This is a genomic window from Dasania marina DSM 21967 (assembly GCF_000373485.1).
Classification (GTDB): domain Bacteria; phylum Pseudomonadota; class Gammaproteobacteria; order Pseudomonadales; family Dasaniaceae; genus Dasania; species Dasania marina.
The window spans coordinates 439,648-459,083 of sequence record NZ_KB891586.1; the positions used below are offsets into that span (position 1 = coordinate 439,648).

Below are 19,436 nucleotides of genomic sequence, written 5' to 3' on the forward strand. Positions count from 1 at the left end.
CTACTACCAAGCAATTTTGGCAAAAACAACTATCGTCAATAGTACTAGCCGCAACACAGAGGTAGGCCGCCGTGGACTTTAGCCTCAACCCAGAGCAAGCCCTCATTCAACAAACCGCCCAACAGTTTGCCCAGCAACAACTGGCCCCCGTAGCCGCCGCCATAGATCAGCACCTCCAGCACGAGTGCTTTTTAGCCAACCTAAAACAGCTGGCCGATTTAGGCTTTATGGGGCTGGGGGTAAGCAGTGACTATGGCGGCAGTGAAGCCGGCAGCATAGCTTTTAGCTTGGCGATTACCGAACTGGCCAAGGCCTGCGCCGCTACCGCCACCACCACCTCGGTAACCAACCTAGTGGCCGAAGTGATACAAGCCATAGGTAGCGAGGCACAAAAACAACGCTACCTACCCAAGATATGCAGTGGCGAATACGCCGCCGCCAGCTTTTGCCTAACCGAAGCACAGGCGGGATCAGACCCCACCGCCATGCAAACCAAGGCGGTTAAACAAGGTAACGACTGGCTGTTAAACGGCAGTAAGCTCTATATCACCAGCGCCCTCTATGCCGGTGTGTTTGTGGTGTGGGCCGTGACCGACCCCGCCGCCCCCAAAGGCAAGGGCATTAGCTGTTTTTTAGTGGAGGCTGGCAGCCCAGGCTTAGAAATAGACCCACCCGAAAACAAGATGGGGCAACACGGCTCTTACACCAGCGTGGTCAGTTTTAGCGACTGCCGCATACCCCACAGCGCGCTACTAGGCAGTGAAAACAGCGGCTATCGCATAGCCGTGGCCGAGCTGGCCGGTGGCCGCATAGGCATAGGCTCGCTGGCCTTGGGCTTGGGTTTAGCCGCTATGGATTACGCCAAACAATTTGTCGGTGAGCGCGAACAATTCGGCCAAAAGCTAGGCCACTTTCAGGGCCTGCAATGGATGATAGCCGACTGCTACACCGAGCTTGAAGCTGCCCGCCTGCTACTCATGCAAGCCGCCACATTAAAACAACAGGGCCAACCCTTTGCCACCCAAGCCGCCATGGCCAAGTTATACGCCTCAGAAAAGGCCAACCACGCCTGCTATACCGCTTTGCAATTATTAGGGGGCGCCGGTTATTTACAAGATCACCCGCTAGAACGCATGAGCCGCGATGTAAGGCTAACTACTATTTACGAAGGCACTAGCGAAATTCAGCGGCTGATTATTGCCAGAGATTTACTGAAAGACATCTTATAAACCTAACCTAGAATCTAGGAACTAGAGACTAAAAACTAGGGACTGGAGACTGGAGACTGGAGACTGGAGACTGGAGACTAACAAATCATGAATAACGCCCTACTACTACAACATCAAAACCAGACGGCCATTATCACCTTAAATAATCCGCCGGCTAACACCTGGACCTTAGCCAGCTTGCAGCAATTAACCAGCATGGTGAATACACTTAATAGCGATAGTAATAACCGCGCGTTAATTATTCACAGTAATAGCGCAAAGTTTTTTAGCGCCGGTGCCGACCTCAACCTAGTGAACCACAACAATAAACAACAGGCCGTAGACTTTGCCGAAACTTTTGGCAAAGCTTTTCAAACACTAACCGATTACCAAGGCGTATCTATCGCCGCCATTACCGGCTATGCCATGGGCGGCGGTTTAGAAGCCGCGCTCTGTTGCGACATACGCCTATGCGAACAACAAGCACACATGGCCCTACCCGAAGCCTCAGTAGGTTTATTACCCTGCGGCTTGGGCACACAGCAACTGCCTTGGTTAATAGGCGAAGCCTGGGCTAAACGCATGATACTGCTAGGCGAACGTATAGATGCCAACACCGCCCTGCGCATAGGCCTAGTGCAAGAGCTAGTCGCCACCGGCGAAGTGTTAAACCTAGCCTTAGCGTTGGCCGATAAAGCCGCTCTGCAATCCCCCACTGCCATGCGCCACTGTAAACAATTGATTATGCAAGCCCGCAACAATAGCTTGGCTCAAGGTTCACAAAAAGAGCGCGAGCTGTTCGTGCAGCTATGGGAGGATGAAAATCAACAAGAAGGGGTGAGTGCGTTTATAGAAAAACGTAAACCTGTTTGGAAAACCTAATGCACACAGCGGCAACTGCTACTATAAAAACCTGCACAGTATAAATCGTCGGCTTAAAAACTATGAATACTAACAATCACAACAGCAGCAATAACAACATCGTCATCGTCGCCGCCAAACGCACCGCCATGGGCGGCCTACAAGGCGAGTTCGCCAACACCCCCGCCCCCGAATTAGGTGCGGTAGCCATTAAAGCCGCGCTGGCCCAAGTCGCAGCAAACTGCACAGCGGCAACCGGCGCAAGCCTTAACATAGACGAGGTGTATTTTGGCAATGTAGTATCTGCCGGTTTAAAACAAGCCCCCGCCAGACAAGCCTCACTCAAGGCCGGGCTAGACACGTCCATACCCTGCACCACGATTAGCAAAGTCTGTGGCTCGGGCATGAAGGCCATCATGATAGGCCGCGATCAAATAGCCGCGGGCAATGCCGAGGTAATCGTTGCCGGCGGTATGGAAAATATGAGCGCCACCCCCTATCTATTACCCAAAGCCCGGCAAGGCATGCGGTTGGGCCACGGCGAGGTATTAGACAGCTTATTATTAGACGGTTTAGAAGATGCCGAAACCGGCGGCCTAATGGGCCTGTTTGGCCAAAGCACCGCCGATGCCTACCACATCAGCCGACTAGCCATGGACGCCTACGCCATAGAGTCACTGCAACGCGCCCAGCATGCCAACAGCCTACAACTCATGGACGAAGAGATAGCCCCCGTTACCCTTAACAGCCGCAACGGCGAACGCATCATTACCCAAGACGAACAACCCGGCAAAGCCCAACCCGAAAAAATCCCCCAACTAAAACCCGCCTTTACTAACAACGGCAGCATTACCGCCGCCAACGCCAGCTCCATCTCCGACGGCGCAGCCGCGCTAATATTAATGCGCGAATCTAGCGCCCAACAACAAGGCATACCCGCACTGGCACGCATCATAGGCCAAAGCAGCCACGCCCAAAACCCCAGCGACTTTTGCCTAGCCCCTATAGGCGCCATACAAAAACTACTCAACAAAATCGGCTGGGCAGCACGCGATGTAGATCTCTGGGAAATCAACGAAGCCTTCGCCGTAGTCACCATGCTAGCCATCCAACAGCTGGGCCTAGACCACAGCAAAGTCAACATACACGGCGGCGCCTGCGCCTTAGGTCACCCCTTAGGAGCATCGGGCGCGCGCATCGTTGTCACCCTGATTTACGCCTTAAAGCGCCTAGGCAAAACCAAAGGGGTGGCCAGCCTCTGCATAGGCGGCGGCGAGGCTACCGCCATAGCTCTAGAGATACTTTAGGGGTAATTTAAGTCACTTAAATAAGACTGGTAGATGGCTTCGTACTGGCCACTTTGCTTAATGCGCTCTAAAGCTAGATTAAACTTTTCACATAGCGACTTTTCGTGAAACGCCAAACGAGTATACGTGGGGGGAAACAGGTCATGGAGCTTGAAATCTTGCGGTTGTATCTCTTTAGTATTTAAATTTTTAACGGCCTGTAAAAAAATAAACTTATCCCCCACACTGACCTGATATCGGCCCGCCACCAACATGCGCACCTGCAGCTCTGGCTTGGCAACTTCCTGATAAGCCGCCGTTACCACAAGACCAAAATCGTCGCCTAATAGTTCTTTCGCTCCCTGATAAGCGACTATGCTTTTTGCTTTTAAATCATCAAGATGATTAATGGCTAGCGCGCTACTGGCCTTAGTAACAGCCATATCACTAAAACGAAAAACAGGATTAGTCAAACAGCCTTTTTTTATTACTGTGCCAAAAAAATTACTGGCTGCATCAACATGACCAGAATCAAAGCTAGCCCACAAATCTTCATTGCTATGGCCATAAATGTACTTAGGGTGGTAATTAGGAATATGGAGAAATGCTGCACTAATAATATCGGCAAAAACACCGCCATTTTTGCTCTCTATATAATAGGGCTCGAAATTACCCATAGCTATTCTTACTTCTTCAGCATAAGCCATAGTGCTAATAATAAAAGACAAGGCAACCCGGCTTACCAACAGTTTTAACGCCATCCATCACTCCTTAATCAGGTAAATAGTTATGCGGCTCCCTCCGTTTAAAATAAAAACAAGCTCTCTAAGCGTAGCTACATTACGACACTAAGCCATAGCTATGGTCATTATTATGACAATATCAATATTGACGTTAACGTAAACGGAAACTAGTCTGAATACACCCCTCCTTCAGGCCGCCAACCAATGCGTAAAGTCTACAGCATCACCGAACTGGCTACAGCCTTTGACATCTCTACCCGTAGCATACGCTTCTATGAAGAAAAGGGCTTATTGACACCACAGCGCCAGGGCAACAACCGCATCTACAGCGATGCCGACAACGTTAAACTACAGCTCATTTTACGAGGTAAGCGGCTGGGGTTTAGCCTACAGGAAAGCCGCGGCATTATTGATCTCTATAACCCACAACACGGTAATCAGCAGCAGCTAGAAAGGCTGATTATTAAAATACGCGAGAAGCGTACACGACTAAAACAGCAGCAACAAGATATTAAGACTATGCTGGCAGAGCTGAAAAAATCCGAGCAGCAATGCCTAGCCAGCTTAACGCACAAAGAAAATGTCGCCTAAGGTTTTAAAGCCTATCGCTAATCCTTTTATAAGGAGCCGCCCATGAACAGCCACTACCCTAGCCTCAACTATCACCTGGGTGAAGAGATAGACATGCTGCGCAACAGCGTTTATCAGTTTTGCCAGCAAGAGCTAGCCCCCCGCGCCCAACAGATTGATGCCAGCAATGAGTTCCCCATGGATATGTGGAAAAAGTTTGGCGATCTGGGCTTATTGGGCATTACTGTTAGCGAAGACTATGGCGGTAGCGCCATGAGTTATTTGGCCCATGTGGTTGCCATGGAAGAGATTAGCCGCGCCTCGGCGTCTGTTGCGCTCTCTTATGGCGCGCACAGTAATTTATGCGTGAATCAAATTTTTAAAAACGGCAACGAGCAACAAAAAAAACACTATTTACCTAAGCTGTGCAGCGGTGAACACATAGGCGCGCTGGCTATGTCTGAGCCTAACTCCGGCTCTGATGTGGTGAGCATGCAATTAAAGGCGGTTAAAAAGGGCGAGCACTATATTTTAAACGGCAACAAAATGTGGATTACCAACGGCCCCGATGCCCACACCTATGTCATCTACGCCAAAACCGATAGCCAAGCCGGTGCCAAAGGCATTACCGCCTTTATCGTCGAGCGCGACAGCGCCGGTTTTAGCCGCCATCAAAAACTGGATAAGTTAGGCATGCGCGGCTCCAATACCTGTGAGTTGGTGTTTCAAGATTGCGCCGTACCCGCTGCCAATATTTTGGGTGGCCTAGGGCTGGGCGTAAACGTATTAATGAGCGGCTTAGATTATGAGCGCAGTGTATTAGCCGCCGGCCCGGTGGGAATTATGCAAGCCTGCCTAGATGTAGTGCTGCCCTATGTACACGACCGCAAACAATTTGGCCAAAGCATAGGCGAGTTTCAACTAATGCAAGGCAAACTAGCCGATATGTATACCGAATTATCTGCCTGCCGCGCGTATTTATATGCGGTGGCCAGCGCCTGCGATCGCGGCGAACAATCACGCAAAGATGCTGCCGGGGTTATTTTATACACCGCCGAAAAAGCCACTCAAATGGCCTTGCAAGCCATACAAGCGCTGGGCGGTAATGGCTACATCAACGACTTCGCCACCGGCCGCCTACTACGCGATGCCAAGCTGTATGAAATAGGCGCAGGCACTTCGGAAATACGTCGTATGTTAATAGGCCGGGAATTGTTTAACGAGAGTCGCTAGGCGACAGTCACTAGTTAATAGTCTCTAGTCGCTAGAAAAAACAAAGACTAAAGACTAGAAGCTAGCGACTATTTTCTAGAGACTCCTTGCTAGAGACTAGCGACTGCCAACTAGAGACTTCTTATATGAGCATTATAAAAAGTAACATAGACAAGCAAGGCCCTGCCTATGCAAAAAATGCTGCCCATATGCAAACCCAAGTAGATGATTTGCAGGCGGTGCTGGCAGCGATAAAACTAGGCGGTGGTGAAAAAAATCAACAGCGCCACCAAGACCGTGGCAAGTTGTTGGTGCGCGATAGAATTCAGTTATTAATCGATCAAGGTTCGCAGTTTTTTCAGCTCTCTCCGCTTGCGGCTTATAACGTTTACGAAGAGGTGGTAGCAGCCGCAGGTATTATCACCGGCATAGGTATAGTGCACGGCCAGCAGTGCATGATTATTGCCAATGATGCCACGGTTAAAGGCGGCACCTATTACCCGCTTACCGTTAAAAAACATTTACGGGCGCAAACTATTGCCGAGCAAAACCGACTGCCCTGTATTTACTTGGTAGATTCCGGTGGCGCTAACCTGCCCCATCAAGATGAGGTGTTCCCCGACCGCGAACACTTTGGTCGTATTTTTTTTAATCAGGCCACTATGTCCGCTAAAAGCATTGCCCAAATTGCCTGTGTGATGGGCTCTTGCACCGCCGGTGGTGCCTATGTGCCCGCCATGGCCGACGAATCTATTATTGTTAAAAATCAGGGCACTATTTTTTTAGCGGGGCCGCCGCTGGTTAAAGCCGCCACCGGCGAGAAAGTGAGCGCTGAAGATTTAGGCGGTGCCGAAGTACACTGCCGCAAGTCTGGTGTAGCCGACCACTATGCGGAGGACGATTTACATGCACTGCAATTAGTACGGCAGGCGGTTTTCCACCTCAATAGTCAAAAAATTTCACCCCCAGCGCAAGCAAGCGCTGAGCCTTTGTACTCTGCCGAGGAGCTCTACGGCATTATCCCCACCGACAGCAGGCAGGTGTATAGCATGCATGAGGTTATCGCCCGCTTGGTGGATGGCTCTGAATTTCACGAATTTAAAGCGCTGTATGGTAAAACCCTAGTATGCGGTTTTGCCCACCTCTACGGTAACCCGGTAGGCATAGTGGCCAGCAATGGTATTTTATTTAGCGAGTCGGCCTTAAAAGGCTGCCATTTTATAGAGCTATGCGCCCAGCGCAAAACACCGATTATTTTTTTGCAAAATATCGTCGGCTTTATGGTGGGGCAACAATACGAACAAGGCGGCATAGCTAAAAATGGTGCCAAAATGGTGACTGCGGTAGCCACCGCCCAAGTGCCCAAGCTTACCGTGTTAATAGGCGGTTCTTTTGGCGCAGGCAACTACGGCATGTGCGGCCGCGCCTACGACCCCCGATTTTTATTTATGTGGCCCAATGCCCGCATTAGTGTGATGGGTGGCGAACAAGCCGCCGGCGTATTGGCCCAAGTAAAACGCGATCAAAAAAACAAAAACGGCGAAGCCTGGAGCGAACAGGAAGAAAAAGACTTTAAACAACCCATTAAAGACACATACGAACAGCAAGGCCACCCTTACTACGCATCGGCCAGGTTATGGGACGATGGAGTGATAGATCCCAAAGATACTCGGGCGGTGCTGGGTAAAGCTTTAGCGGCGGCCTTGCATGCGCCTATAACAGAAACTAAATTTGGTTTGTTTAGGATGTGATGAACAGTTACTAGGGGAAGAGTTCCTAGTCTCTAGTTGCCAGTCTCTGGATAATAGTCACTAGTCGCTAGGGGTTTGTTTTGATGGTGTATAGAGTAATAGCTGTAACATTATTCCAGTGGGTATTAACTAGATGGATACCGGCTCAAGGTCGGTATGACGGGGTGTAGGTTTAACCGTGCAGTTACGACTAAAAGCGATAGGCTAAAACACCTAACACTATTTTTTTGTCATACCCATAGCATTCGCTACGCTTATGGGGCAGGCCCTACCGGCCTTGAGCCGGTACCCATACACTTTTCTAAACAGCTTTGTCCAAACACGTTTAGCCTCCACCTAGCCATGCTAAACTTCACGCCATTGATAGCGGCACTACCACCAACATAAAGGCCATAGTATGAGCGACACAGTAACTACCACTATTAACGCGCAGGGCATAGCCACGGTTACCCTTAACCGCCCCGAAAAAAATAATGCCTTTGATGACGAAATCATTGCGCAATTAACGGCGGCGTTTAAACAAGTCGATAGCGACCCGCAGGTGCGCGCTATGGTGCTGGCCTCTACCGGTAAAAACTTTTCTGCCGGTGGTGACCTAGCGTGGATGAAACGCATGGCCAGCTTTAGTTATGAGCAAAACCTACAAGATGCCCGCGGTTTAGCTGAGATGCTAAAAACCCTTAATTTTATGAGCAAACCCACCATCGCCCGCATACAGGGTGCCGCCTACGGTGGCGCCGTGGGTTTAGCCTGTTGCTGTGACATAGTGGTGGCCAGCAGCGATGCCCGCTTTTGTTTAAGCGAAGTAAAAATTGGTTTAATCCCCGCCACTATCGCCCCCTATGTGATCGCCGCCATAGGTGAACGCGCCTGCCGCCGCTATTGCATTAGCGCCGAAGTAATCAACGCCCAGCTTGCGCTGCAATTAGGCATAGCCTCAGAGATAGTCGCTGAGGCAGAGCTGGATAACTGCATAAAAAATATAAGCAACAACCTACTTAGCAACGGCCCCAGCGCCATGGCTGCCGCCAAGCAACTTATTTTTGCCCTAGGCCAGCAACCCATAGGTGATGGGGTGATAGAAAAAACCTGCGAGGTTATCGCCCAGCGCCGCGCCTGCCCAGAGGGCCAAGAAGGCCTGACTGCCTTTTTAGAAAAACGTAAAGCCGAGTGGAATCAATAATATTGCGCCTGTAGCCAGAGTTTTGCGATATGCGTTATTCTGCAACTGACAAACTGCGAATATAAATCGTATGGATACCGGCTCGTAGGCCGGTAAGACAGTACAGAGAATTCATCTTTATCTCGTCGTGCCGGCCTTGAGCCGGCACCCACTGTTTTACGATATACGTTGTTCTACAGACTATAAACTTCGCACATATATCGATTGGATACCGGCTCGGTGGCCGGTAGGGCCTGCCCCATGAGTGTAGCGAATGCTATGGGTATGACAGTCACAAAACTTATATGAATATTAACGGCTAACATCTCCCGTTAAAAAACAGAGACCCAGCATGAACCTAGCAGCACTACCCAAAAAAGTTAGAATCGTAGAAGTAGGCCCCCGCGATGGCCTGCAAAACGAGCAGCAAACCATACCCACCGCCGTTAAAATAAAACTGATAGAGCTACTCACCGACGCCGGCCTTAACAGCATAGAAGCCGGTAGTTTTGTAAACCCCAAGTGGGTGCCACAAATGGCCGATAGCGATGCAGTATTTCAAGGCATCTCACGCGCAGCCAATACCACTTACGCCGCACTCACCCCCAATATGCAAGGCTATGAGCGCGCCATAGCGGCCAGTGCAAATGAAGTGGCTATTTTTGCTGCAGCCTCGGAAGCCTTTAGCCAAAAAAATATTAACTGCTCTATAGCCGAAAGCCTACAGCGCTTCGCCCCTATTCTGGATGCCGCCCAACAAGCCAATATACCGGTGCGCGGTTATATTTCCTGCGTGCTGGGCTGCCCCTATGAAGGTGCCGTTAGCCCTATCGTAGTAGCCGACATCGCCGAGCAATTATTTAGCATGGGCTGTTATGAAATTTCATTAGGCGACACCATAGGCGTAGGCACACCCGGCCAGGTCAGTGAGATGTTGGCGCTATGCACACAGCGGCTGCCGGTAGAGAAATTGGCGGTGCATTTTCACGACACTTACGGCCAAGCACTGGCCAATATTTACGCCGCCTTATTGCATGGCGTGAGCGTGGTGGATAGCTCTATTGCAGGCTTAGGCGGCTGCCCATACGCCAAAGGGGCCAGCGGTAATGTCGCCACCGAAGATGTACTGTATATGCTAGATGGTTTACAGATACACAGCGGCGTGAACCTCGACAAATTACTGACTGCCGGCCGCTATATTAGTGATTTTTTACAACGCAGCAGCGGCTCAAAAGTGGCTAATGCCCGCAGCCAATAAAATCCTACAAGCTAAATGCCAGCAGCAAAAGAGAGTATATGTCATTCCGGCCTCCGATCCGGAATCTCGTAAATAACCTAGAGCCACCATGCATGTAAGCGTTGCTAGCCCAGAGAGGCTCAAAAGATTCGAACCACGAGTAAACGTCACCCCAACAGTGTTAATATTTGTTGCTAGCACTAATCCCAAAAAAATAATCTTTACTACAGGTATACACCATGTCCAATGCCCCCAGTTTAACCGACGCCACTTTAACCATCAGCAAGGGTGTCGCCACCTTAAGCTTTAATCGCGATGACGTACGCAACGCCCTAACCGGCACCACCTTAATAGATGATATTTGCAACACGGTAGAGTGGATCAACCGCGACAACACTGTGAGCTGCTTAATTATTACTGGCAACGGTAAGGCGTTTAGCTCTGGCGGCAACGTTAAAGAAATGCGCGACGGCAACGGTATCTTTGGCGGCAGCCCCGCCGAGATAGCCGAAAATTATAGACGCGGCATACAACGCATTAGCCTAGCCATGCACAGCATAGAAATACCCACCATCGCCGCCATTAACGGTGCAGCCATAGGCGCGGGTTTTGACCTCACCTGCATGTGCGATATACGCATAGGTTCTGAGCACACCTTGCTGGGCGAAACGTTTATTAATTTAGGTATTATTCCCGGTGATGGCGGCGCTTGGTTTTTGCAGCGTTTAATCGGCTACCAACGCGCAGCCGAGCTTACTTTTAGTGGCCGGCTAATTAAAGCGGACGAAGCCAAAGAGATGGGCATTTTATTAGAGCTGGTCAGCGCTGAGCAACTGCTGCCCCGCGCCCAAGAGCTAGCCGCCAACTTTGCCAGCAAGCCACCGCAGGCCCTGCGCATGACCAAGCGACTAATGAAAAGCGCACAGCGATTAGAACTGGCTGACTTTTTAGACCTATGCTCCAGCTACCAAGCTAGCTGCCACCATAGCCAAGATCACCAGCGCGCCATTAATGCCTTTTTAGATAAAACTGACCCAGAGTATCAAGGCAACTAAACCCAGTAGCTTGCTAAAATTAAAGCAGCTAACAGCCCTGCACCGCGCCGCCCGGTAATGAACCTAGCCGGGCTAGCGCTGTCCATGTACTATCTGTACCAGCCCCGCGTCTAACCATCAACAGGATACGACCATGAAAACCGCACTACTCTTTTTGATTACCGCTTTATTAATCACTGGCTGCATGAGCACCCCCCCTTCCCCGCAGCAATCTGACGATGGTTTACAACTGGTACAGCAATCTAGCTTTGATATCCTATACCTACGCCCCGGTGCCGACTTTAGCCAATACAGCAATATACAGTTTGAAACTATGCCGCTGGCTTACAGCGACGAGCGCCGCACCAATAGCCTACCCACCTTAAGCGATGAAGATTTTCAATTTAGCGAAAAGGAGATGGGCTATTTTCAAGCCCGCGCCAGCAAAGGTTTTGTTGAGGGTTTTGGCAAGAGTATTAACGCCCAAGGCAACTTAATCGTGCGCAGCCGCATTAGCGATTTTTACCTTACCGCACCCATTAAAAATTCTATTATTCAGCCCGACAAAAGCTTTGTACAAGAAAGCAGCCGCATGACCATAGTCACCGAGCTGGTAGACGCCAATAGCCAGCAAGTGTTGCTACGCGTCACCGACAAGCTTACAACCGGTGATATCGGCACCAATAGCAATCATTTAAACCGCATGACTAGCGTAAGCTACTGGCAGGATGTGTACCGCGAATTTAGACGCTGGGGCAGCCGCCTTAAAACCGCCAGCCAATAAACCTGGCTATTGATAGCCTAGTGACGCTCAGCTGCTAGGCTCTCTTATTACTTTCCTCCTTTTTTATTAGCTAACTTCTATTATTAGTTACCCCCCAGCCCAGTAAAACATGGCACTGCAGCCAAGCTTACTGTAAGCTGCACGCCCCCAGCATGGCGGTCTTGGCAAGGTACACCCAGCCATTAATCTCATGCGCCACACTATATGCGAGCGACTATCCAGCACTTTTTTTTGCTGCGCACGCCATCAGAGACACATCAATGAAATTTACCGATCTAGGCTTATCAGCCCCTATTCTTAAGGCTGTTGCCGAACAAGGCTATGACAGCCCTACCCCCATACAAGCGCAGGCCATACCCGCCGTACTTGAGGGCAAAGATATTATGGCCGCCGCCCAAACCGGCACCGGCAAAACCGCAGGTTTTACCCTGCCACTACTAGAACTACTATCCAAAGGCCCCAAAGCCCAAGTCAACCAAGTTCGCGCCTTAGTGCTTACCCCCACCCGCGAGCTAGCGGCACAGGTAGGCGAAAGCGTAGCGCTATACGGCAAAAACTTACCGCTTAAATCAGCTATCGTTTTTGGCGGCGTTAAAATTAACCCTCAAATGATGAAGCTGCGCAAAGGTGTGGACATACTAGTAGCCACCCCCGGCCGCCTGATGGATTTATACAACCAAAACGCCATTAACTTTAAACAGCTAGAAGTATTAGTACTGGACGAAGCTGACCGCATGTTGGATATGGGTTTTATACGCGACATTAAAAAAATTATTGCCGTGTTACCGCCGAAACGTCAAAACCTTTTATTCTCTGCTACGTTTTCTGATGACATACGCGCGCTGGCTAAAGGCCTGGTACACGACCCGGTAGAAATTTCAGTGACGCCACGTAATGCCGCCGCCAAAACCGTAACCCAGTCGGTATACCCGGTTGATAAAACCCGCAAAACTAGCTTGTTGATAAAACTGATTAAAGACAATAACTGGCGACAAGTGCTGGTATTCAGTAAAACCAAGCACGGCGCCAACCGCTTAACCAAGCAGCTAGAAGACGCAGGCATAGCAGCCGCAGCGATACACGGAAATAAAAGCCAGGGCGCACGCACCAAAGCCCTAGCTAACTTTAAAGACAGCACCGTACAGGTGTTAGTCGCCACCGACATCGCCGCCCGCGGCATAGACATAGACCAGCTGCCCCATGTAGTAAACTACGAGTTGCCCCATGTTTCGGAAGACTATGTGCACCGTATAGGTCGCACCGGCCGCGCGGGAGCCGAAGGCGAAGCGGTATCGTTGGTATGCGCCGACGAGTTTAAATTGCTAGCCGATATAGAGCGCCTAATACAAGCCTTAATCCCCCGCAAGAGTTTGGCTGGTTTTGAACCCACCCACCCGCTGCCAGAATCGCGTTTAAATACCCGACCCGTTAGCCCCAGAAAACCGAAAAAGCCTAGCCCCGGCCACCGCGACGGCCAGCGCTCGGGCGAAAACGCGCAGGGCCATAAACCGCCCGGCCGCTCTGGCGCTAGAAGATCGACAACGGGTGCAAACGATAGCAGCCCTAGCAGCAATCGCCGCAGCAAACCTAGCGGTGGCGGTCGCCCCTCCCGCACTAACAGTGGCGGTAATAATAGCGGTAACCGCTAAGCTATCTAGCCATGCCGGCCTTGCGCCGGCATCTGCTATACTCAAGCCCACCTTAAAGCACTGAATGCCGTGTCACGCACGTCCGATTAAAATCGTACGTGTCCGGCCCCCAAGCCGGCATCCATTTAATCAGTCCCTCCAATTGTTACCTAGACAGTTAGCAGCACGATAAAAGCTGCATTATGTCTGCCTTTCACTTTGCTAGTAACAACTGACCTCATAACTTTCTGAATGCCGGCTCAAGGCCAGCATGACTAGAGGGCTTAGCCAGTCTTTTTAACAGGCAATAAAAAAGGGTAAGACCGAAGTCTTACCCTTTTTTCAAACCCTTGCGAGTTTGCTTATAGCTTAATTAGCGAACTAATTAGATAGCTACGATGTTCTCGGCTTGTGGGCCTTTTTGGCCTTGAGTTACAGTGAACTCAACGCGCTGGCCTTCGGCCAAAGTTTTGAAGCCTGAACCAGAAATAGCAGAGAAGTGCGCGAACACGTCTGGGCCGCTTTCTTGCTCGATGAAACCAAAACCTTTAGATTCGTTAAACCACTTAACAGTACCAGTAGTATTAGACATAGTTGTATCCTAAATTTTCAAAAGTAAATAAAGCCAATATTGGCCGTTGGGCTGGAAGTGATGCTATTACTTATGAAATCAGGACGAGTATCTAAACGACTATCGAAATGGTGTGCATATTGTAAAAAACGTACTTTCAAGCTAGGCGGCATTATATACTGCCTCACTGTGAAGTCAATGAGTAATAATAACTATAGCCCATAAAGCCCTAGGCTTTTCTTGGCTATGGCCTATTGCCCCTCACCTTTTTTTGAGTAAGCGCTGAAATCTATTTGAGTTACATTAGAGCAATCTACTTGCTCTTCATTAAATGTCATGCTGGTAGCCCCTACCCCCGCGCCCAATAAATCCTTACTTTGCTGCGCCTTAAGCAGCTGCGCTTTTATTTTGGCATCTACCTGTAGGGGGATAAAAATCACCGCGTCATAAACCCGCATAGCCAAACGCCCCAGCTCAACACTGAGCGAGGCCAGCACCCTAAATATCACACTCGCACAATACAGTATCAGCTGTAAGCTACTGCTTAACACGGGCCTAAAGGTTTGTACCGCATACTCCAACGGCATCACGATGGCGGCAAACAACCAGCAAGCAAAAAAGCTCATTACCGCCAGCGACCATTGGTTCATGTCGGCTTGCAGCACGGACGCCATACTTTGCAAGCCCCCCGCCCAACTGGCCGATAATACTGACAGCGCCAACAACATCAGCCCCGCCACTGTCGCTAAGGTGTTTTTAACCCAAGATTTGACCGGAGCTAGCAGCGGTAACATATGGGTAGTGCCTGTGGTTTCGCACAGCAGCACCGAGGATAACACCAGCATGGCGCTGTGCATGGCCAATACCGGCAGACCCAGCGCTACGCTTTCCCCTAGCTGCTGAGCAAAAGGTAATAACAATAACTGACTATTATAAAAACCAATCATGGCTGCAACAAACACCAGCGAGCTGGCAATAAAGAAGCGTGCTAGCACCGAGGCCATAAAACCCTGACCATTACCCGCCGTGAGTAATTCATAACGGCACATCTCTTGGTCCAATCTGCGTATATCTCGCTGCAAAACGGCGCTTTTGCCTTCAGTTGCGGCTAGTAATTGCCCTAAACGGCGCCACTGTGACTCTAGCCCAGCTAACAATTTGTGTCGGTTGCTGACACTCCAGCGGTGTTCACGCATAGCATCTTGCTGATGTAACTGCACGGTACTGTGCATATCCGCTAAAATTTTTACCATCACATCGCTATTGCGGTCATCATTTTCAATTTGCGCGATAGCTTCTACCGCAGCCACCCACTCCGGCGAGGGTGGCGGGATGTGAGCACTGTCTTCATAGTCACGCTGTAACACCGTTAAGTGCTCGCTGACGACTGCTGCTTTATCTTTGTAGTAGGCCAGCTCTTTATGCACCCGCCCTTCTATATCTCCATAGCGGCGCTGTACCCGGCGCTGCGACAACACCTCAACCAAGGCTTTAGTGACTTCGTAGTGACGCAACCTGACCCGCTGCTCTGAACGTATGCAAATCTTTGATAATAAACGGAATTGTTTTTGTAAGACGCGAAAGAATTGCTCTATCAAGCGCTGCGCCTGAATACGGAACAAGTACATGGCAATCAGCGCGGCCGCCCCTACAGCAATGGAATACAAGACTGGCGAGTCCGAGTAGTTCATGCCTAGCTCCTTCAAAGTATTTCTCATTAGCGGCATTTTAGTTGAAAGCTGCCGCATTGAATACGTTGACAATAGCCAAGACTATGCACTGAACAACGCTTTTATGACGTAGTCGTCTTTACCGGCTACCGCTTATAAGACTTAAGCGTTTAAAACCAGCAGCTTAGCCAGCATAAAAAGAATAAATCGAGAAATATGCTGTAAGCGCTTAAAATTTTTAGAAAAAACTGGCGTAAGCTGCTAATTAGGTCTAAACCTAGCAATAGCAAAATACAAATTGTTCGCCACATAACAACTACAGCCACGCCCCGTGAGCTGTTTTACCAAAAAGCGGAACAGTTTGTGCTTTAAATAATAAAACAGTCGGTAACGACATTAAGGCATTAGCGCAGCAGCAAGGCTGGCTTCATATGAATATTGATAACACCCATCTATGCCAGTATGTGATAGAACCCACCCTCCATTATTTAGAGATGTATTCACCCGCGGCCTCCCATATGCTGCTAGGCGTTGCCAACCAAGAGTCTGCTGGCAACCCTTTTTGTGAAGACCACCAAGGCTTGGGGCTATTCCAAATTAGCTCTAGCCAACACCGCAGCGTGTGGGATAACTACCTAGCCTTTCAGCCCGACCTCGCTAGCCGAGTACGTGGCCTAGCCAGCCAGCACCAATTTCTAAAAGACCCCGATAGCGAACTTATCACCAACCTACGCTACAGCACCGCCATAGCTTGGATGATATTTTTGCAAAGTGAAGCCGACGAAAAGAAGTCCCAACCTGAACCACTAAACCCTTACTGGCATCAGTTGTATCACGAGCAAGATGGGTTTGATGGGGTATTAGCGAAAGCGGTTTGATTGGCTGACAGCGGCAGCCAAAGCTGTAAGCTGTAAGCTGTAAGCTGTAAGCTGTAAGCTGTAAAAATGTTAACTTGCCTCCCTCTAAATTACTAAGTCCGTTTTTTCTTTTACTTATAGCTTGCCGCTTGTAGCTTACCCCTGTCGCCTGCGGCGACTTCTAAGCCCCTAGGCTTATGCCATTATCACGCATGCGCGCAATTTTATAACGCAGGGTTCTGGGGCTAATACCCAGTTTTTCGGCGGTGTTTTTGCGCGAGCCGTTTTCGGAACGCAGGGTGCTTAGAATAATTTCAAATTCACGCTGCTGTAAGTCACTGCCCAACACATTACTGTCATCTAAGGACTCTACTGCGACACTTGTTAAACCTGCTGGGGTTAAACCGGTTGGCGCTAAGCCCGCTGGAGCGAAAGGGTCTATGCGCAGATCGGCGACGGTAATGACATTGCCAGACTGCATAATTAAGGCGCGCTGCACCACATTATCCAACTCCCGCACATTGCCCGGCCAAGGGTGATTGATCAGGGTTTGCTGAGTCGCTTGGTCAAAGCAGGCGTTGACCCGACCCATTTTTACCGTGTGATTGTTTAATAGCCGCTGGGCGATGGCGAGTATATCTTGCTTGCGCTCGCGCAGTGGCAGCCAGTTGAGGGGGAATACGCTGAGCCTATAATATAAATCTTCTCTAAAACGGCCGTTTTTTACATCGTCCGCTAAATGGCGGTTGGTGGTGGCTAGAATACGCACATCCAAGCTAATGGTTTTACGGCCGCCTAAACGCTCTACTTCGCGCTCTTGGATTACCCGCAGCAACTTCGCTTGCAGGCTAATATCCATTTCCGAAATTTCATCTAATAACAGCGTGCCACCATTGGCTTGCTCAAACTTTCCCGGCATGCTGGTATAGGCGCCGGTAAACGCGCCCTTCTCGTGGCCAAATAACATCCCCTCCAACATATTCTCGGGTATGGCGGCACAGTTAATCGCGATAAAAGGCTGCTGGGCACGGCTGGATTGCTGGTGTATATAACGCGCCAACACCTCTTTACCAGTGCCCGACTCGCCACAGATTAATACCGTAGAATCGGTGGCAGCCACGCGCTGGGCCAATTGCAGTAATTGCTGGCTGGAGGGCTCTACCGCTACCGGGCCTTCATCGTCGCCGGGGCTGGCCACGCCCACATAGCGGCTTACCGTATCCACCAATAGTTGTGGCTTAAAAGGCTTAACCAAATAGTCCACGGCACCATTGCGTATAGCCTCTACCGAAGCACTGACACTGCCATAGGCGGTAATCAATAACATGGGCAGTTGCGGGTAATCCTGACGCACAGCTTTTAATAGCGCCATGCCATCCATCGCTCCCATATTGATGTCAGACACCACCATATCAAAGGCTTGCCTAGGCAATAGCGTGAGGGCTTGCTCGGCGCTGTCGGCTTGAGTGACCTTACAACCGGCCAACTCCAACGTGTCGGCTAAGGCTTCACGCAGGTCTAAGTCATCTTCCACCACTAAAATGGTGGCTTTTAGGCTTGGAGTGTTACTCATACTCTGCTCCCTGGCCAGCATTATTGATCAGCGGCAAGGTGATGCAGGCGCGACAACCGCCGCCGGGTTCAGGGCTGAGGCTAAACTGGCCATGATGGGCTTGTGCCACTGCCCGCACCACCGCCAAACCTAAGCCGGTGCCTTGCGGCTTAGTTGTATAAAAGGGCTCATCCAGGTTAGCAAGTACCTGCTTACTAACACCTACGCCGTTATCGATAATGGCAATACTGAGCGTATCGGGTTGCAGTTGTGATAGCTCTATACGCAGGTGCGCGGGCTGCTCACCCGCCGCCTGTACGCCGTTATTCACTAAATTCACTAAGGCCCCTAGCATACTGTCGCTATTGCACTGCACCTGCTTGTCGGGGCAGTGATTATGCAGCTCGTAGCTGGCTTGATGACTGGCCATGACCACCTCGATGGCGGATTCTAGGTCGTCCATCAATTGCTGCGCACTAACGGCATCGGTGAGTTTGACGTCGCCGCGCACAAAGATCAGCATGTCCTGTACTTGCCGCTCTAGGTGCTGCAGGCGCGATAAGATTTTTTCGGAAAAGCGCTGGCTTTGCTCTTTGCTCAGCGCCGAGTCGCAGAGATGGCCGGCGTAAAGCATGGCGGCCGACAGCGGTGTGCGTATTTGGTGAGCCAGTGAGGACATCATGCGCCCCATATCCGATAAGCGCTTGTGGCGGCTGAGGTTGCGTTGCAGCTCGCGAGTTTCGGTCATATCGGTAAGTACAATAAGCTGACCGCCATCCTTCTCTAAAGAGCGGGTAGCCAAGCTAACGCGGCGGCCATCTTTCAGCGAGATTTCGTGGCCATCATCGCCGCGGGGAGAAAAGTTTTTACTAATCACATCACGCCACAGCTCGCCAATTAAGGGCTCACCTAAGAAGGTGATGGCGGCAGGGTTGCAGTCGCGTATGCGGCCGCGGTTGTCTATAACGATGACACCGGAAGGCAGCACATTAAGTAGGCTTTCTAAGTGGTCGGATAAGCGCTCTTTCTCTTGCAGCTCATGCAAGCGCTGTTCGGCGACCTCATGCAGCTCCTCGCTGAGGGTATCTACCCGCTGCTCCATCTCATGGTAGTTGTCGGCCAATTGCGTAGAGGCACTGTTAAACAGCGCCAAGGCATCGCTAATGGTATTGGCGGCACTTGTAGGCTTGGACGTGGAAGGGCTTATCACTGCGGTTACCGGCATTATCGCTCCAGCGCTATCATCTCAGGGGTTACACAAAAGCCAAATAACTGGCTCTAACTACTGCGTTAATAGTACTATTGCAAGG

The 19,436-nt window shown here is 50.3% G+C and carries 17 protein-coding genes; 12 read left to right on the forward strand and 5 right to left on the reverse strand.

Translation table 11 applies throughout. The features are described 5' to 3' along the window. Nucleotides 1–71 precede the first annotated feature (71 nt). The 3 genes from B067_RS0114890 (at nt 72) to B067_RS0114900 (ending at nt 3,376) form a co-directional block, all read left to right on the forward strand. Complete coding sequence (locus B067_RS0114890) at nt 72–1,229, forward strand: acyl-CoA dehydrogenase family protein (protein ID WP_019530886.1); 1,158 nt, start codon at nt 72–74, stop codon at nt 1,227–1,229. A gap of 87 nt (nt 1,230–1,316) precedes the next feature. Further along, nucleotides 1,317–2,090 (forward strand): enoyl-CoA hydratase, encoded by a 774-nt coding sequence (locus tag B067_RS0114895; RefSeq protein WP_019530887.1) that lies wholly within the window; start codon nt 1,317–1,319, stop codon nt 2,088–2,090. Between the two features lie 62 nt (nt 2,091–2,152). Beyond that, nucleotides 2,153–3,376 (forward strand): acetyl-CoA C-acyltransferase, encoded by a 1,224-nt coding sequence (locus tag B067_RS0114900; protein ID WP_019530888.1) that lies wholly within the window; start codon nt 2,153–2,155, stop codon nt 3,374–3,376. On the opposite strand, the gene B067_RS20630 is transcribed toward B067_RS0114900, so the two are convergent. Beyond that, entirely contained in the window at nt 3,373–4,116 is a 744-nt protein-coding gene (locus tag B067_RS20630; protein ID WP_019530889.1) for a substrate-binding periplasmic protein, read from the reverse strand. The two genes, B067_RS0114900 and B067_RS20630, sit on opposite strands and share 4 nt — an antisense overlap. A gap of 186 nt (nt 4,117–4,302) precedes the next feature. Between B067_RS20630 and B067_RS0114910 the strand changes: the two genes are divergently transcribed. From B067_RS0114910 to B067_RS0114945, 8 genes are all read left to right on the forward strand, one after another. After that, nucleotides 4,303–4,689, forward strand: coding sequence for a MerR family transcriptional regulator (locus B067_RS0114910; RefSeq protein ID WP_019530890.1), 387 nt, complete (start codon nt 4,303–4,305; stop codon nt 4,687–4,689). Between the two features lie 42 nt (nt 4,690–4,731). Beyond that, nucleotides 4,732–5,901: an isovaleryl-CoA dehydrogenase gene (locus B067_RS0114915; protein WP_019530891.1), complete on the forward strand. Its 1,170-nt coding sequence runs from the start codon at nt 4,732–4,734 to the stop codon at nt 5,899–5,901. 125 nt (nt 5,902–6,026) lie between these two features. Continuing rightward, entirely contained in the window at nt 6,027–7,631 is a 1,605-nt protein-coding gene (locus B067_RS0114920; protein WP_019530892.1) for a carboxyl transferase domain-containing protein, read from the forward strand. 397 nt (nt 7,632–8,028) lie between these two features. Further along, nucleotides 8,029–8,814, forward strand: coding sequence for an enoyl-CoA hydratase/isomerase family protein (locus tag B067_RS0114925; protein WP_019530893.1), 786 nt, complete (start codon nt 8,029–8,031; stop codon nt 8,812–8,814). Nucleotides 8,815–9,145: 331 nt separating this feature from the next. After that, on the forward strand, nt 9,146–10,051 hold the full coding sequence (locus B067_RS0114930) for a hydroxymethylglutaryl-CoA lyase (RefSeq protein ID WP_019530894.1): 906 nt from the start codon (nt 9,146–9,148) through the stop codon (nt 10,049–10,051). Between the two features lie 218 nt (nt 10,052–10,269). Continuing rightward, nucleotides 10,270–11,085, forward strand: coding sequence for an enoyl-CoA hydratase-related protein (locus tag B067_RS0114935; protein ID WP_019530895.1), 816 nt, complete (start codon nt 10,270–10,272; stop codon nt 11,083–11,085). 133 nt (nt 11,086–11,218) lie between these two features. After that, nucleotides 11,219–11,848 (forward strand): DUF3313 domain-containing protein, encoded by a 630-nt coding sequence (locus tag B067_RS0114940; RefSeq protein WP_019530896.1) that lies wholly within the window; start codon nt 11,219–11,221, stop codon nt 11,846–11,848. A 260-nt stretch (nt 11,849–12,108) separates the two neighbouring features. Then, nucleotides 12,109–13,497, forward strand: coding sequence for a DEAD/DEAH box helicase (locus B067_RS0114945; RefSeq protein WP_019530897.1), 1,389 nt, complete (start codon nt 12,109–12,111; stop codon nt 13,495–13,497). Nucleotides 13,498–13,861: 364 nt separating this feature from the next. Here the strand turns inward: B067_RS0114945 and cspE are convergent, their stop codons facing one another. Both cspE and B067_RS0114955 read right to left on the reverse strand, forming a co-directional pair. Then, nucleotides 13,862–14,068 carry a transcription antiterminator/RNA stability regulator CspE gene (gene cspE, locus B067_RS0114950; protein ID WP_019530898.1) on the reverse strand — a complete coding sequence of 69 codons (207 nt, stop codon included), beginning with the start codon at nt 14,066–14,068 and terminating at the stop codon, nt 13,862–13,864. Nucleotides 14,069–14,298: 230 nt separating this feature from the next. Further along, nucleotides 14,299–15,738 carry a hypothetical protein gene (locus B067_RS0114955; RefSeq protein ID WP_019530899.1) on the reverse strand — a complete coding sequence of 480 codons (1,440 nt, stop codon included), beginning with the start codon at nt 15,736–15,738 and terminating at the stop codon, nt 14,299–14,301. A 410-nt stretch (nt 15,739–16,148) separates the two neighbouring features. On the opposite strand from B067_RS0114955, the gene B067_RS20635 reads away from it, so the two are divergent. Beyond that, nucleotides 16,149–16,595: a hypothetical protein gene (locus B067_RS20635; protein WP_019530902.1), complete on the forward strand. Its 447-nt coding sequence runs from the start codon at nt 16,149–16,151 to the stop codon at nt 16,593–16,595. A gap of 160 nt (nt 16,596–16,755) precedes the next feature. On the opposite strand, the gene B067_RS0114975 is transcribed toward B067_RS20635, so the two are convergent. Continuing rightward, nucleotides 16,756–18,147, reverse strand: coding sequence for a sigma-54-dependent transcriptional regulator (locus B067_RS0114975; RefSeq protein ID WP_019530903.1), 1,392 nt, complete (start codon nt 18,145–18,147; stop codon nt 16,756–16,758). Continuing rightward, nucleotides 18,140–19,351, reverse strand: a complete 1,212-nt coding sequence (locus B067_RS0114980; RefSeq protein ID WP_019530904.1) for a sensor histidine kinase — start codon at nt 19,349–19,351, stop codon at nt 18,140–18,142. The genes B067_RS0114975 and B067_RS0114980 overlap by 8 nt, the downstream gene beginning before the upstream one ends. Nucleotides 19,352–19,436 lie beyond the last annotated feature (85 nt).

Coding starts and splice junctions, on each gene's coding strand:
- B067_RS0114910 (WP_019530890.1), top strand. CDS start 4,303: ATGCGTAAAGTCTACAGCATCACCGAACTGGCTACAGCCTTTGACATC.
- B067_RS0114895 (WP_019530887.1), top strand. CDS start 1,317: ATGAATAACGCCCTACTACTACAACATCAAAACCAGACGGCCATTATC.
- B067_RS0114975 (WP_019530903.1), bottom strand. CDS start 18,147: ATGAGTAACACTCCAAGCCTAAAAGCCACCATTTTAGTGGTGGAAGAT.
- B067_RS0114940 (WP_019530896.1), top strand. CDS start 11,219: ATGAAAACCGCACTACTCTTTTTGATTACCGCTTTATTAATCACTGGC.
- B067_RS0114920 (WP_019530892.1), top strand. CDS start 6,027: ATGAGCATTATAAAAAGTAACATAGACAAGCAAGGCCCTGCCTATGCA.
- B067_RS20630 (WP_019530889.1), bottom strand. CDS start 4,116: ATGGCGTTAAAACTGTTGGTAAGCCGGGTTGCCTTGTCTTTTATTATT.
- B067_RS0114930 (WP_019530894.1), top strand. CDS start 9,146: ATGAACCTAGCAGCACTACCCAAAAAAGTTAGAATCGTAGAAGTAGGC.
- B067_RS0114955 (WP_019530899.1), bottom strand. CDS start 15,738: ATGAACTACTCGGACTCGCCAGTCTTGTATTCCATTGCTGTAGGGGCG.
- B067_RS0114915 (WP_019530891.1), top strand. CDS start 4,732: ATGAACAGCCACTACCCTAGCCTCAACTATCACCTGGGTGAAGAGATA.
- B067_RS0114935 (WP_019530895.1), top strand. CDS start 10,270: ATGTCCAATGCCCCCAGTTTAACCGACGCCACTTTAACCATCAGCAAG.
- B067_RS20635 (WP_019530902.1), top strand. CDS start 16,149: ATGAATATTGATAACACCCATCTATGCCAGTATGTGATAGAACCCACC.
- B067_RS0114925 (WP_019530893.1), top strand. CDS start 8,029: ATGAGCGACACAGTAACTACCACTATTAACGCGCAGGGCATAGCCACG.
- B067_RS0114980 (WP_019530904.1), bottom strand. CDS start 19,351: ATGCCGGTAACCGCAGTGATAAGCCCTTCCACGTCCAAGCCTACAAGT.
- B067_RS0114900 (WP_019530888.1), top strand. CDS start 2,153: ATGAATACTAACAATCACAACAGCAGCAATAACAACATCGTCATCGTC.
- cspE (WP_019530898.1), bottom strand. CDS start 14,068: ATGTCTAATACTACTGGTACTGTTAAGTGGTTTAACGAATCTAAAGGT.
- B067_RS0114945 (WP_019530897.1), top strand. CDS start 12,109: ATGAAATTTACCGATCTAGGCTTATCAGCCCCTATTCTTAAGGCTGTT.